General features: G+C 63.6%; 14 protein-coding genes. 6 read left to right on the top strand and 8 right to left on the bottom strand.

The genetic code is table 11. From position 1 onward, the window contains the following. Positions 1-16: 16 nt before the first annotated feature. The 3 genes from ACQR1W_RS39165 to ACQR1W_RS39155 form a co-directional block, all read right to left on the bottom strand. On the bottom strand, positions 17-2,197 hold the full coding sequence (locus tag ACQR1W_RS39165) for an RNA degradosome polyphosphate kinase (protein ID WP_434855769.1): 2,181 nt from the start codon (positions 2,195-2,197) through the stop codon (positions 17-19). 108 nt (positions 2,198-2,305) lie between these two features. Then, positions 2,306-3,007 (bottom strand): chromosomal replication initiator DnaA, encoded by a 702-nt coding sequence (locus ACQR1W_RS39160; RefSeq protein WP_434855768.1) that lies wholly within the window; start codon positions 3,005-3,007, stop codon positions 2,306-2,308. 45 nt (positions 3,008-3,052) lie between these two features. Then, a complete protein-coding gene (locus tag ACQR1W_RS39155; RefSeq protein ID WP_008969485.1) occupies positions 3,053-3,607 on the bottom strand; it encodes a CDP-alcohol phosphatidyltransferase family protein in 555 nt (184 codons plus the stop codon). Between the two features lie 149 nt (positions 3,608-3,756). On the opposite strand from ACQR1W_RS39155, the gene purM reads away from it, so the two are divergent. Both purM and purN read left to right on the top strand, forming a co-directional pair. After that, complete coding sequence (gene purM, locus ACQR1W_RS39150; protein ID WP_434855767.1) at positions 3,757-4,830, top strand: phosphoribosylformylglycinamidine cyclo-ligase; 1,074 nt, start codon at positions 3,757-3,759, stop codon at positions 4,828-4,830. A gap of 4 nt (positions 4,831-4,834) precedes the next feature. After that, complete coding sequence (gene purN, locus ACQR1W_RS39145; protein ID WP_008969487.1) at positions 4,835-5,503, top strand: phosphoribosylglycinamide formyltransferase; 669 nt, start codon at positions 4,835-4,837, stop codon at positions 5,501-5,503. A 197-nt stretch (positions 5,504-5,700) separates the two neighbouring features. Here the strand turns inward: purN and ACQR1W_RS39140 are convergent, their stop codons facing one another. Beyond that, positions 5,701-5,904 (bottom strand): cold-shock protein, encoded by a 204-nt coding sequence (locus ACQR1W_RS39140; protein WP_035981664.1) that lies wholly within the window; start codon positions 5,902-5,904, stop codon positions 5,701-5,703. 358 nt (positions 5,905-6,262) lie between these two features. Here ACQR1W_RS39140 and ACQR1W_RS39135 point away from each other — a divergent pair, with 358 nt between their 5' ends. After that, the gene (locus ACQR1W_RS39135; RefSeq protein WP_434855766.1) at positions 6,263-7,414 is read left to right on the top strand and encodes an autotransporter outer membrane beta-barrel domain-containing protein; all 1,152 of its coding nucleotides are present in this window, start codon (positions 6,263-6,265) and stop codon (positions 7,412-7,414) included. A gap of 25 nt (positions 7,415-7,439) precedes the next feature. On the opposite strand, the gene ACQR1W_RS39130 is transcribed toward ACQR1W_RS39135, so the two are convergent. After that, entirely contained in the window at positions 7,440-8,486 is a 1,047-nt protein-coding gene (locus ACQR1W_RS39130; RefSeq protein ID WP_434855765.1) for a LysR family transcriptional regulator, read from the bottom strand. 53 nt (positions 8,487-8,539) lie between these two features. Here ACQR1W_RS39130 and ACQR1W_RS39125 point away from each other — a divergent pair, with 53 nt between their 5' ends. The 3 genes from ACQR1W_RS39125 to ACQR1W_RS39115 are packed head-to-tail and all read left to right on the top strand — an operon-like array spanning position 8,540 to position 10,357. Then, positions 8,540-9,166: a hypothetical protein gene (locus tag ACQR1W_RS39125; protein ID WP_434855764.1), complete on the top strand. Its 627-nt coding sequence runs from the start codon at positions 8,540-8,542 to the stop codon at positions 9,164-9,166. After that, a complete protein-coding gene (locus tag ACQR1W_RS39120; RefSeq protein ID WP_008969493.1) occupies positions 9,153-9,779 on the top strand; it encodes a GNAT family N-acetyltransferase in 627 nt (208 codons plus the stop codon). Before ACQR1W_RS39125 ends, ACQR1W_RS39120 begins: the two co-directional genes overlap by 14 nt. Beyond that, positions 9,776-10,357: a cysteine hydrolase family protein gene (locus ACQR1W_RS39115; RefSeq protein WP_434855763.1), complete on the top strand. Its 582-nt coding sequence runs from the start codon at positions 9,776-9,778 to the stop codon at positions 10,355-10,357. The genes ACQR1W_RS39120 and ACQR1W_RS39115 overlap by 4 nt, the downstream gene beginning before the upstream one ends. A 21-nt stretch (positions 10,358-10,378) precedes the next feature. Here the strand turns inward: ACQR1W_RS39115 and ACQR1W_RS39110 are convergent, their stop codons facing one another. The 3 genes from ACQR1W_RS39110 to ACQR1W_RS39100 form a co-directional block, all read right to left on the bottom strand. After that, positions 10,379-10,552 carry a hypothetical protein gene (locus tag ACQR1W_RS39110; RefSeq protein WP_008969495.1) on the bottom strand — a complete coding sequence of 58 codons (174 nt, stop codon included), beginning with the start codon at positions 10,550-10,552 and terminating at the stop codon, positions 10,379-10,381. Between the two features lie 296 nt (positions 10,553-10,848). Beyond that, on the bottom strand, positions 10,849-12,000 hold the full coding sequence (gene rnd / locus ACQR1W_RS39105; protein WP_008969497.1) for a ribonuclease D: 1,152 nt from the start codon (positions 11,998-12,000) through the stop codon (positions 10,849-10,851). Positions 12,001-12,379: 379 nt separating this feature from the next. Further along, the gene (locus ACQR1W_RS39100) at positions 12,380-13,855 is read right to left on the bottom strand and encodes a protein adenylyltransferase SelO (protein ID WP_434855762.1); all 1,476 of its coding nucleotides are present in this window, start codon (positions 13,853-13,855) and stop codon (positions 12,380-12,382) included. Positions 13,856-14,038: the final 183 nt, after the last annotated feature.

Raw genomic sequence — 14,038 nt, 5'->3', positions numbered from 1 at the left:
ATTCGAGACGTTCACGTCACTTGCGGCGCGTGAGGCGGCGGGGCGAAGATTCCTTGAGCGACTTTCCACGACCGGACAGACTTGGGTTTGTCATGAAGTAGTTGTGCAGATTGAACGGCTCCTCGCCGGCTGCGGCCTTCATACGCGTTGACGATCCGTCCGGCAACAACTGCCAGCTCTGTTCGGTATCGATGAGGTTTGCGACCATGATCTGTTCGAGCACCTGCTGGTGCACCGTCGGGTTCTGCATCGGGCAGAGCACCTCGACGCGGCGGTCGAGATTGCGCGGCATCATGTCGGCCGAGGAAATATATACCGCCGCCTTTGCGCTCGGCAGACCATGTCCCATGCCGAAGCAGTAGATGCGGCCATGCTCCAGGAAACGGCCGATGATGGATTTGACGCGGATGTTGTCCGACAGCCCCGGAAGGCCCGGGCGCAGGCAGCAGATGCCGCGGACCACGAGATCGATCACGACGCCGGCCTGCGAGGCCTCGTACAGTGCATCGATGATGTCGGGGTCGACCAGCGAGTTCATCTTCATCCAGATCGCGGCCGGCTTGCCTTGCCGGGCGAAATGGATCTCGCCGTGGATGTGCTCGATGATGCGCTTGCGCAGCGTGAGCGGCGACACCGCCATCTTCTCGATGTCGATCGGCTCGGCATAGCCGGTGATGTAGTTGAACACGCGCGTCACATCGCGGCCGATCACGGGATCGGAGGTGAAATAGGAGAGATCGGTGTAGATGCGCGCGGTGACCGGGTGATAGTTGCCGGTGCCGGTATGCACATAGGTGGTGAGGCTGCCGCCCTCGCGGCGCACGACCATCGACAGCTTGGCGTGGGTCTTCAGCTGCAGGAAGCCGTACACCACCTGCACGCCGGCGCGTTCGAGGTCGCGCGCCCAGCGGATGTTGGCCTCTTCGTCGAAGCGCGCTTTCAGCTCGATCAGTGCGGTCACCGACTTGCCGGCCTCGGCGGCCTCCGCCAGCGTGCGCACGATCGGCGAGTTGTTGGACGTGCGGTACAGCGTCTGCTTGATCGCGACCACGTCGGGGTCGCGCGCCGCCTGTTGCAGGAACTGCACGACGACGTCGAAGGATTCGTAAGGGTGGTGGACGATCAGGTCCTTCTGGCGGATCGCCGCGAAGATGTCGCCGCCATGCTCGCGGACGCGCTCGGGGTGGCGCGGCACATAGGGCTGGAATTCGAGATCGGGGCGGTCGACGCGCGTCAGCTGCGACAGCTCGTTCATGGCGAGCACGCCGTCGACCAGGAACACCTCGTCGTCGGTCGTGGACAGCGCGTCCTGCACGAAGATGCGCAGCTCCTCCGGCATATTGGCCTCGATCTCGAGCCGGATCACCGACCCGCGGCGGCGGCGCTTCAGCGCGGTCTCGAACAGCCGCACCAAGTCTTCGGCTTCTTCCTCGATTTCGATTTCGGAGTCTCGGATGATGCGGAAGGCGCCCTGGCCCTTGACGGTGTAGCCTGGGAAGAGCCGGCCGATGAACAGTCCTGTGGCCTGCTCCAGCGTGATCAGGCGCACTCCGCCATCCTTGGCGCCGGGGAAGCGGATGAAGCGGTCGAGCTTGCCGGGCATGCGGATCAGCGCATTCATCGCCTTGCCGTCGGAGACGCGCATCAACTGCAGCGCCACCGTGAAGCCGAGGCTCGGAATGAAGGGGAAGGGGTGCGCGGGGTCGATCGCGAGCGGCGTCAGCAGCGGGAAGATGTTGGCGAGGAAGTGATCCTCGATCCAATGGCGCTCGGTCTTGGTGAGATCCTGGCCATCGACCAGCACCACGCCGACTTCGGCCAGCACGCGGCGCAGATCGCGCCAGATCGCCTGCTGGTCGGATGCAAGCTGCGATACGCTTTCATTGATGACCTTGAGCTGCTCCAGCGGGGTCAGCCCGTCAGGGCTGCGTTCCGCGATGCCCTCGCGCACCTGGGCGCGGATGCCGGCGACGCGGACCATGAAGAATTCATCAAGGTTGTTGGCGGAAATCGACAGGAACCGCACCCGCTCCAGCGCCGGATGGCGCGGATTGACCGATTCCTCCAGGACGCGCCGATTGAAATGGAGCCAGGAGAGTTCGCGATTGATGAAGCGCTCGGGGCGCGTTGCGATCTCCAGCGACGCTGCGGGCACCGCTTCTTTCTCATTGATTTCAGTAGCTTGCGCGGATTCCATGAGAAATCGATCCATTGTGAGGAAGAGTCGGATCCGACCGCCGCGGGCAGGGCGGGCGATCATCCGTTGACGCGTCCGGGCCCATTGATGTTCCCCCGGCAGACCGCGTCAAGATGCGGGAGGCGCCGACCCATCATGTTTTCGCAGCAATTCGCCGGCGAGCGCCCGCGTCACCGGCCGGCCGAGCCGCAGCGATTCGGCATCGAGTTGAGCAACGGCCTGGCGGGCGGCGGCGTAGGAGCGTTCGATCCGGGTCGCGAGATAGCTCACCACCGTCTCATCGACGGCCAGCTGCCGGTCGGCACACAGTTTCACGATCAACGCCCGAAACAGCTGGTCATCAGGCGGCAGCAATTCGATCGCCGGAATGGCGCGCAGCCGCGAGCGCAGATCGTTCAGCGCGATCGGCAGCGACGCGGGCGCCTCGCGGGTTGTGATCAGGACATACGCTTCGTCCTGGCGCGCGAGGTTGAGCAGATGGAACAAAGCGCGCTCGTCGATCTCGCCGGCCTTGAGATCCTCCAGCACCAGCGCGCCGGTGGCGAGCGCGCCGGGAACGGCGGCAGCATCGAGCGCTTGCGCAGAGAGCGAGCGCGCGCCGGCCTGTTCGGCCCAGATCGCGGCGAGGTGGCTTTTGCCGGATCCGTCCGGCCCGACCAGGAACATGGCTCTTGCCGGCCATTCCGGCCAGGCATCGACGAGCGCAAGGCCCGCGGCATTGCCGGGCCCTTCGAGAAAATTGTCTCGCGAGAGGCTTTCGGCATGCGGCAATGCCAGCGCCAATTGGCGGGGAGGCGTGTGGCCGGCCACGTCAGATCTGCTCCGTCTCGAATCGATCGTTCCGGGAAATGTGGTTCATCTCGGTTCGATGGTGTTCATGTGGCGTACCCACTCGACCAGATAAAGCGCCACGGAGACGAGCGTAAAGACCGTCACAAGTGCCATCAGAACGACATCATAGGGAGCCGGCTGAAATCCGAAACCGAGCGAGGCGAGCACGAGGCCGGCGAATCCGACCTGCGCAACGGTGTTGAGCTTCGACACCATCAGCGGGCGGATCGCAACGGGCTTGTCGAACAGCCAGGAGACGATCACGGCAGCCACGATCATGATGTCGCGCGAGACCACAAGGATCACGATCCAGCGCGGGATGGCACCCCAAATGCCAAGCGCGACGAAGATCGAGACCAGGAGAGCCTTGTCAGCGAGCGGATCGAGCAGAGCGCCCAGTTCGGAACGGAGGTTGAAATGCTTGGCGAGGTAGCCGTCGACGGCGTCGCTGACGCCGGCCACGACGAACACTGCAAAGGCGATCTCCATCTGGCTGGAGGCAATGGCCCAGACCACGATCGGAACCAGCAGGATGCGTCCCAATGTGATCAGGTTGGGGAGGGAATGGGGAATGGTCACGCCACGCGTCCCGGCTGCGAACAAATCGTCCGATTCTCAAGGCGGGGAGAACCGGCTGCATCAACATAGTATGGGGATCGATGGCTTGCGAGCCATTGCGCGGGCGCGGAATTCGACGTAACCAGCGGGCGAAACTAAGGGTTTTTACCATGGCCGAGCGCAAGAACGGGCTCACTTATGCGGATTCGGGCGTCGACATCGATGCCGGCAACCGCCTGGTCGATCTGATCAAGCCGATGGTTCGCGCCACTGCGCGCCCCGGTGCCGATGCCGAAATCGGCGGCTTTGGCGGGCTGTTCGACCTGAAGGCCGCAGGCTTCAAGGATCCCGTCCTGGTCGCGGCGACCGATGGCGTCGGCACCAAGGTCAAGATCGCGATCGAGACCGGGCTGCACGCCGGCATCGGCATCGATCTCGTCGCAATGTCGGTCAACGACCTCGTGGTGCAGGGCGCCGAACCCCTGTTCTTTCTGGATTACTTCGCCTGCGGCAAGCTCGACCCCGAAACCACGGCCTCCATCGTGGCGAGCATCGCGGAAGGCTGCCGGGAGTCCGGTTGCGCGCTGATCGGCGGCGAGACCGCCGAGATGCCCGGCCTCTACAAGGATGGCGATTACGATCTCGGCGGCTTTGCGGTCGGTGCGGCCGAACGCGGCACGTTGTTACCATCAGCTGATATCGCTGCGGGCGATGCCGTCATTGGGCTCGCCTCGTCCGGCGTGCACTCCAACGGCTTCTCGCTGGTGCGCAAGATTGTCGCGCAATCCGGCCTGGGCTTCGATGCTCAGGCGCCGTTTGCGCCTGTAATGACGCTGGGCGGCGCGCTGCTGGCGCCGACGCGGCTTTACGTCAAATCTTGCCTGCGGGCGATCCGCGAGACCGGCGCGGTGAAGGGTCTGGCCCATATCACCGGCGGCGGCTTCACCGACAACATTCCGCGCGTGCTGCCGAAGCAGCTCGGCGTGTCGATCGACCTGAACCGCCTGCCGGTGCTGCCGGTGTTCAAATGGCTCGCGGAGCAGGGCGGCATTGCCGAGCTGGAATTGCTGCGCACCTTCAACTGCGGCATCGGCATGATCGCGATCGTGCGGGCGGACGCAGTGAAGGCGGTCAGCGAGGTTCTCACAGCCAATGGCGAGAGCGTCACGCTGCTGGGTGAAGTGATCCCGGCTGAGGGCGAGCAGCGCGTCGTCTACAGCGGTCAGCTGGACCTGTCGCGGTGAAGCCATGAAGCGGCGTGTCGCGATTCTGATTTCTGGCCGCGGGTCGAACATGGCGGCGCTGGTCCGCGCGGCGGCTGTGAGCGATTTTCCCGCTGAGGTCGCGGTGGTGATCTCCAACCGCGCTGATGCGGCGGGCCTGCAATGGGCAGCGGAGCAGAAGGTCCCGACGCTGGTGATCGAGAGCAAGCCGTTCGGCAAGGACCGCGCCGGTTTCGAGGCCGTGCTGCAGCAGGCGCTCGATCAGCGCGGCATCGAGCTGATTTGTCTGGCCGGGTTCATGCGCCTGTTCACGGCCGAGTTCGTGCAGCGCTGGCATGGCAGGATGCTCAACATCCATCCGTCGCTGCTGCCGTCGTTTCCCGGGCTCGACCCGCACGGCCAGGCGCTGCGTGCCGGCGTGAAGATCTCAGGTGCTACCGTGCATTTCGTCATTCCCGAGACGGACGCCGGACCGATCGTGATGCAGGGCGCGGTCCCGGTCGGCGATGACGACACGGCGGAGATGCTTTCTGCCCGGATACTCGAGGTTGAGCACCGCATCTATCCCGAAGCCCTGCGGCTGCTGGCGATGGGGCAGGTGCGCATGGAGGGGGATCTCTGCAGGACCGCAACAGCCGGTCCGCAAGGCCAGGCGCTGATCTGGCCAGCGTCCGGCGGCGAGCGCGCCGGCTAAACAAAAATCCCCCGGGCGAAGCCGGGGGAGGACTCAGGGCGGCGCATGCAGGCCGCGCGAAGTTTGACCGATCGGCCAGATGCGAAGCATCGGCAGATCCGGTGATGAAGTATCTTTCGGAACGCGACGAGCGCCGCGGTCCGTCCGGGTGATCGTGCACAAGTGATAGTGCAAGCGAATGGCGTGCTGAGTTCGGCTCAGGACACCTTCAGATTCTCGGCCGACGTCTTGCCGCGGCTGTCCACAAGATCGTATTCGACAGCCTGGTTCTCATTGAGCGTGGTCAAGCCCGCGCGCTCCACGGCGGAGATATGGACGAAGACGTCCTTGTCGCCACCTGCCGGTTTGATGAACCCATATCCCTTGGTTGGGTTGAACCATTTGACGGTGCCTTTGTACATCGGCATCGTTGTCTCCTCGTCTAGACGAAAAAAAGACGCGGTCACGCGCGTTGCGTGCCACGCCACAAACGGGCTTCCCGAAGTCTGCTCAATTTCCGAAGTCGCGAAACGCACAGTCGAACGGCCAGATCCGATTGTACTGGAGATTGCAACACGAATTTCGCCCGATAGCAAGATTTGGGCGCAGGTGAGGACGACGGGCAACGGACCGCTCAATTTCGAGGGTTGTGGCCAGGGAACCACATTGGCTGCGAATGCCGCCGCCGGGCGGCGAGAGCAATTGACCCCCCAGCGGAACTGCGGGCAAATCGGGGGATCACAACTGTCAGATTTCGATATTGCGCCCGGACGAGCATCGATGCGCGGCGGATTGCAGCCCTCAGCGGCTCAGATGATCGGCGCCGGCACCCGCTGGCTGGCCGCGGCCGCCATTGGTTGCGCTGCGATAGTGGCCTGCGGTTCCGGCTTTGCCGCGGAGGTCTCGGCATCGCCGACTCCGACCCCCAGCCCAAGCCCGTCGCCATCCCCCGTCCCTGTCCCCAGCCCGACCGCTAGCAATGCCACGCTTGCGACCGACCAGACGGTGTTGGACCTGGGCTCAAGCTTCCTCGCGCGCCTCGGCAACCAGGCCACAAACGGCGCGGGCAGGGGTTTGCGGACCAATCCGGGCGGGGGCGGCGCATCCGAGGCGGCCGAGGCGTCGCAGTTTCGCACCTGGGGTGAGGCGTACGGCATCTGGGCCAGAACCAGTGCTCAGGGGAGCTTCGTTGGCGATACCCGGACCACGGCGGGCGGAGTTGCCGGGATCGGTGCGCGGCTGGGGCCGGGCGTCAATGTCGGGATCTCGGTCGACCAAAGCCGGACCGGTGTCGATGTGCCCTTGGCGTTGCAATCGGCGAGTCTCGACCTCACGCAGATCGGCTTCAACGCCTCGGTCGACCGGGGTCCATGGACCTGGGCCGTGGCGCTGGTGCATGGCGTCGGCGACATCAATTCACGCCGGGATACCAGCCTGGGCGCGGCGACGGCCGGCTATGGCGCCCACCTCACCGGCGTCCTCACCGAGCTCGACTACTACTGGACCTTCGAGCAGAGCCGGATCGTTCCGAAACTCGCGCTCGAATATGCGCGGGCAACGAGCAGTGCCTTCCAGGAAACCGGCGGTCTCGATCCGCTCGCGGCGAGCCGGACATCGCTGGAGCGCGCCCGCGTTCTCGTCGGGGCCGAGATCGGGCACTACGTCTTGATCGACGGCAGGCTCCTCGACCTTTCAGCCTACGGCAAATTCGTCGACAATTTTTCGCAAAATCTCGGCCTGCTCACCGTCAGCCTGGGCACGCAAAGCATTGCGCTGCAGGGCCTCGGCGAGGGCCGCTACGGCGCCGACGCCGGTGCTGCCGCATCGCTGTCGCTGAGCAACACGGCCAGACTCTATCTGAACTACGATGCGAAATTCCGCGCCGCCTTGCAGTCGCACCAGGGCACCTTCGGCGTCGAGGTGAGCTGGTAGCCGGACAGAATTCTCGTGAATTCGGCTACATTGATCCGGCGGCGGCGTAGCCGGCCATTCCAAAACTGTTTCGCGAACTGCTCATCAAAGGCACCAGGTCATTCGGGTGGATGAACTCGTCCCGAAAGCACGGATAGGCCTTCGGATCGAAAATCTTCCTGAGCCAATCGATGACAATCTTGTGTCGGTCGGAGTTTCGAAACTCCTTGTGGTAGGTCAGCCAGAGATCCGCATGATGCTTGAAGCCGTCCATATCGACGGCGACGAGGGGCGCTCCCAAGGCGATTGACGATGTGGGCAGGAAGCCGATCCCCGCGCCTCTTTCGACCGCGTAGAGAACCCCGATGCTGGAGTTTGTCTTGATCCCGACCACTCCCTGGAGCGACGGCAGCCCGAGGATGCGGGCATAGGCGCTGTCGTCCACCTGAGGGGCGTTCTGCTTGATGATCCTGTGGTTTCCGATTTCCGAAATGGAGGAAGGAGTTCCGTACAGCTTTTGATACGTTTCGGAGACGAACGGGTAGATGTGTAATCTCCCGAGTTTGGCGACGATGAGATCGGGGTTGGTCGGCGGTTCAAGCTGAATTGCGATATCGGATTCCAGTCGCGCGACGTCGGCCTGCTCCATCGCGCAGCGAAGATCCACGGTGATCTTCCGATAGGTCTTCTGAAAATCGATCAGTCTCGGAAGAATCCAGAAATTGCCCGGGCCTTCGGTGACGGCGACGCGCACGGTCCCCGCGACATCGGTCGCAGACTTGGCGGCGCGGCGGAAGATGTTGAAGGCGTGGCGTTCCATCTCCACCACGTCACCCATCATCGCGGCGCCTTCGTCGCTCAAGGTTAATCCACTCTGATCACGCAAGAACAATTTGCAGCCGATTTTTTCTTCTAGTCGGTCAATCCTGCGCATGAGCGTGGTGCTCGTGACCTGCAGATCCTCGGCGGCGTTCCGGAAACTCTTGGATCTGGCGCAGGCCAGAAACGACTTCAGATCGTCCCAGGAGGCATCCAGAACCTCATCAGTTCGGTGCTGCACCGTTGCAGCACCCCGGTGCAATAGTTGCTGCATACAGGAAATCCTTGCCGATTATCGTATGACCCAAAGAGAGTGAGTGACGATAGATGCGCGATCCGGTTAAGGAAAGAGCCTCTTGGGTTGGTAGACATGATTTCGACTCGCTGCCAATCGACGCAGATGTCGAGGTGAGATGCGCGCGGTACGCTGAGCTGCCGGGCCTGGCCGACATGGCTCATCGTCTGGTGCCGGGGGTCGATATGACCGCGGACGTCCTCGGCAATTACTTCGCGTTCGATCCTGAGAGCATCCTGACGTTCAGCCGGCAGGGGAAGCTGCTTGGTGCGATTGCCTTCCTCTATCTCAACGACCGCGGACATGACGCGTTGCTGCTCGACGAGATCCGCCTGACGCAGCCAGAAATTGAGTTTCTGGCTGCCGGAAAGGAGGAGGTGTCGGCTATCTACATCTGGGCCTGCGCGATCACCGGGCGTGGCATTTCTGGCTACGGCAAGGTTGCGGAGCACCTGAGAAAGCCGCGCTACGTCAACGCTGACGTTTTTGCCCAGCCCTCGACCAAGGCCGGGCGCGACTGGCTCGTCGCAACATGTTTCAAGCCGATACAGAGTTTCCAGCCCGATCTCTGGTGCTACGAGCGGGCCTGGAATCGCATTGCAATGTCCGTCGCGGTCTCGAAGTTACAAATCAGGAGTTGCGCAGATGCACGGCGTTAGAAGCTCTCTCCAGCCTGAACCACACCCGCGTGCAATATCGGTCCGCATCGCGCGTGATCCCAACGACCTGATGTTAGTGACCGCCATCCGTTCGGCGGTCTATTTGGCCGAGCAGGATTGTCCGATGGAAGAGGAGTTCGACGGCAATGATCTGGTTGCCGCGCACTTCATCGGCTTTGTCGGCAAGGAGCCGGCGGGATGCCTGCGGGTGCGATTCTTCGGTGAGTTCGCAAAAGTCGAACGGCTCGCGGTGCGGCACCAATATCGTCGCTCGCGGCTCTCGTTCAAGCTGGTACAGGCAAGCGTCGACTATGTTCGGCGCAAGGGCTTCCGCAGGATCTATGGCCAGGCACAGGATCGCCTCGTCGACTTCTGGGCTCATTTCGGCGCCAAGCCGCTCGGACAAAATCGCAAGCTGACCTTCTCCGACTTTTCCTACACCGAGATGGTGCTCGAGCTCGAGCCGAGCGACGACGCGATCACGCTCGACAGCGATCCTTATGTGATCATCCGTCCCGAAGGTGATTGGGACCGGCCCGGCGTGCTCGACCTGTCGGCGAGCCGGCCGCCATCCTCTCCGTTGCGCGGCGTTGCGGCGGTGGCGCGACCATGACCCAGCCCCGTGACCTGCCGGGCGGCATCGAAGACGATCCGCCGGTGCTGATCTGTGCCGATCTGCAATGCGAATATCTTGCCGAGGGGCGAAGGCATCGGATCGCCGATGGCGACATGGTGATGCCGCGTTGCCTCGAACTGATGACGCTGTGGCGCGACAATCTCTGGCCGGTGATCCATCTGAAGCGGATCGCGCAGGCGGCCTGGTTCAACCCGGCTTCTAACCTGACCAATTGGATCGCGGAATTGAAGCCGCAGCCGGGAGAGCTCGCCTTCGAGCATCCGCTGCCGTCGGCCTATAGCTCTGCACGCTATGCCGAATACATGGCCAATATGCGCAGCATCCGCTGCGTCGTGCTCGGCTTTTCGCTCGACGAAACCATCCTGTCGACCGTCGTCGACGGCTTCCATCGCAGCCATCGTTATCAGGTGGTCGGCGATGCCGTGGCCTGCCGGAGGCCGGGTATCGACGACGTCGCGTCCTACAAGCTTGTCGTCACCAAGGTGATCGGCAATTTCGCCGGCGTGGTGAAAAGCGCCGATTTGACCGACGCCAGCGGCCAGATCGCGGTGTGAGTGGACCTGAGGATGGCGTGCTCACTTCGAAAGCCGTTCGGCGAGTTCGATCAGAACGCGCCGGTCCGAAGCTTCCTTGATCCTGTTGAAGGCGATGATCAACCGCAGACCTTCGACAACGTTCAGATCGGCATGATTTTCCTGCAGCAGGCGCAGCAGCTTCTCTCGCGGCTGTTCGCAATCGTCTGTGCTCACGCATAAGCTCCAGAAACGAGAAGGTCATGACGGCCCGAGAGGATGAGCTCAAGGACTTGGCCCGAACTCTCCGGGCGGCCATCGAAAAAGCGCGTGAGCTCAACTTACCTACCAGCGCCTATATTCTGTCAATGGCCCTTGTCGAAGTTTCGCAGGCGCTCGCAGCCGAGCGTGGGACAGAAAACAGGCCGGAATAGGCCTTGTTGAGCTCTGTATTGGGCAGAAACGGTTTGCAATAAACTGGGTGAAGTTGCGCCGGCTTTGAGGGCACGCAGGCCGAGCACATGCAGCAGCGCTCAGCTGCCGCGGTCGACCCGGACCACGCGGCCCTTCTCGATCGCGAGCGCAAGCTGGCCGTGCTTCAGCGCGAGTGCGGCCTCGCCGAACAATTCGCGACGCCAGCCGTGTAGCGCTGCAACATCGGCATTGTCGTCCAGCGCGATCTGCTCGAGATCGTCGACGGTTGCAATCACCTTGCTTGCGACGGCGTGACGCTCCGACGTCATCCGCAGCAGCACCTTCAAGAGCTCGACAATGGCGGCGCCATTGGAATTGTTGCGCGGCTTCTCGAGCTTGGGCAGCGTGGCGGGATCACGCGCAACCCCGCGCTGCACGGCGGCCACAATGTCCGCGCCCCATTTCGAGCGCTCAAAGCCCTTCGGCAGCGAGCGCAGGCCGCCGAGCTTCTCCACGCTGGTGGGCGCATGGATGGCGATGTCGCCGACCGCATCGTCCTTGAGGACCCGGCTGCGCGGCACATCCCGGCTCTGCGCCTCCTGCTCGCGCCAGGCGGCAACCTCCATGAGCACCGCCAATTCCTTCGGCTTGCGCACCCGCGTCTTGAGCCGCTCCCAGGCGCGTTCGGGGTGGAAGTCGTAGGTCCGCGGCGAGGTCAGCACCTCCATCTCCTCGCTGACCCAGTCGCTTCGTTTTCGTCGCTTCAGGTCGGCGTCAAGCGCCGCGAAGACGTCGCGCAGATGCGTGACGTCGGCCTCGGCGTAATGGATCTGCTCCTTGGTGAGGGGGCGGCGCGACCAATCGGTAAAGCGGTGCGTCTTGTCCGGGCGATGGCCGGTGATCCGCTCGACGAGCTGGTCGTAGGCGATGCTGTCGCCGTAACCGAGCACCATCGCGGCGACCTGGGTGTCGAAGATGGGGTGGGGCACGATGCTGGCACGGTGCCAGATGATCTCGATGTCCTGGCGCGCGGCGTGGAACACCTTGAGCACGTTCTCGTCCGCCATCAGCGCGAAGAACGGCTTCAGATCGAGCCCTTCGGCGAGCGCATCGATCACGATCGCCTCGTCAGCGCTCGCCAACTGGACGACGCAGAGCAGGGGGTAATAGGTGGTTTCCCGCAGAAACTCGGTATCCACGGTGATGACGGGATGCCGGGCAAGGCGGGTACAGGCGGCTGCAAGGTCCGCGGTGGTGGTGATCAAATCCATGAACGATCCATGACGGGCTATGTTACGCCGTCGTCCGAAAGCGCTGATATGTCAAGCGCCTTGGCGCGAATTCGGGGCTTGCATTTCGGTTGGATCAGCAGCGAGCGCTCCGGAAAGCGCTTGTTGCGTGCGCGCTCAGGTTGAAGATCGCTGAGATGGAACGGCTAATGGTGGAGAACGCGGCCCGATGACCGGCGGCCGCAGGGCACGGCCAGCACGATGACGCAGAGCGCGATCATCGCCAAACCCATGAATTCGAAGACCAGAGCGTCCACGGCAATTCTCCCGACAGATCATGAGGATTGTCGGGGCGGCGTTGACCGTTTCTTAAATGCTTGGGCCCGCCTATCGCGATGGTGGAGGCGCGGTTAACGGGTCCTTACGTGCCGCAGAAGGTCTGCAGCACCCGCTCCTCCGGCTGCGGCGGCTCGGCATAGGCCGCGTAGGCCGGCTGGTCCTCGTAGGGCTTGGCCAGGACGGCGATCAGCTCCTCGAACGGGGCAAAATCGTTGTCCCGCACCGCGGCGGCGATGACCGCCTCGATCCGGTGGTTGCGCGGGATGAAGGCTGGATTGACGCCGCGCATCGCAGCCTGCCGCTCGTCTGGCGTCTGGCGCTCTTCGGCGAGACGTTGCCGCCAGCGCGGCGCCCACTCGTCGAATCCGGCGGGATCCTGGAACAAGGCCCGCACCTTGCTGTCGTCGCTGTCGCCCGCGGCGTCGCTGAGTCGGCGGAAGGTGAGGGTGAAATCCGCTTGGCCCGCAGTCATCGCATCGAACAAGGCCTGCGCCAGCTGTTGGTCGCCCTCGCGTTCCGTCGACAGGCCGAGCTTGCGCCGCAGGCCGGCCTGATGCGCCGCCGTGAACTGCTCGGCAAAGCCGTCGAGCGCGGCCTCGGCCTGCTTGATCGCCGTATCCTTGTCGTCGTCGAGCAGCGGCAGCAGGCACTCCGCGAACCGGGTCAGGTTCCAGAGCCCGATCCGGGGCTGGTTGGCAAAGGCATAGCGGCCGAACTCGTCGATCGAGGAGAACACCTGCTTCGGATCATAGGCGTCCATGAACGCGCAGGGACCGTAGTCGATGGTCTCGCCTGCAACCGAGGTATTGTCGGTGTTCATAACCCCATGGATGAAGCCGACCAGGAGCCACTGTGCGATCAGCCTGGCTTGGCGTGTGATCACGGCGTCCAGCAGGGCATGGTAGGGCCGCTCGGCGGCCCCGATTTCGGGATAATGCCGGGCGATGACGTGATCGGCGAGCTGGCGCACCGCCTCGCTGTCGCGGCGGGCAGCAAAATACTGGAACGTGCCGACCCGGATATGGCTGGAAGCCACCCGCGTCAGCACCGCGCCGGGCAGGGCGCCTTCGCGATACACGGCCTCGCCGGTCATGACCGCGGCCAGCGACCGCGTGGTCGGGATTCCCATCGCATACATCGCCTCGCTGACGATGTATTCGCGCAGCACCGGGCCGAGCGCCGCCCGGCCATCGCCGCGGCGGGAGAAGGGCGTCGGACCGGAGCCCTTGAGCTGGATGTCGCGGCGGATGCCGTTTTTGTCCACGACCTCCCCCAGCAGGATGGCGCGGCCATCGCCGAGCTGCGGAACAAAGTGCCCGAACTGGTGCCCGGCATAGGCCATCGCGATCGGATCGGCGCCTTCGGGCACGCTCTTGCCGGCCAGGATCTCGGTGCCCTCAGGCGTCTCGAGCTCTTTCGGATCGAGCTGCAGCTCCTCGGCCAATGTCCGGTTGAGCTTGATCAGCCGCGGGGCGGCCACGGGCGTCGGCGCGACGCGGGCGAAGAAATTGTCCGGCAGCGCCGCATAGGAGTTCTGGAACGGGAAATGCACGGTCATGGCGGTAAAGATAGGAGCACTGCGCCTGCTTTTCGAGCCCAAAGGGCGTTCAACTGAGCTTTCTCGCGCCAGCTCATTTTCGCAGCACGGTTGCCGCAGCGGACCGGCTCGGCTAAACCGGCGCGCGCCGGCTGCACCCCTGAGGGGCTGCGCCGATTCCTTGCCCCCGACAGCCTTTTCAGG

The sequence above is a fragment of the Bradyrhizobium sp. HKCCYLS1011 genome (genome assembly GCF_051167795.1).
Taxonomy (GTDB): domain Bacteria; phylum Pseudomonadota; class Alphaproteobacteria; order Rhizobiales; family Xanthobacteraceae; genus Bradyrhizobium.
This window is presented reverse-complemented; position numbering and strand designations above follow the sequence as displayed.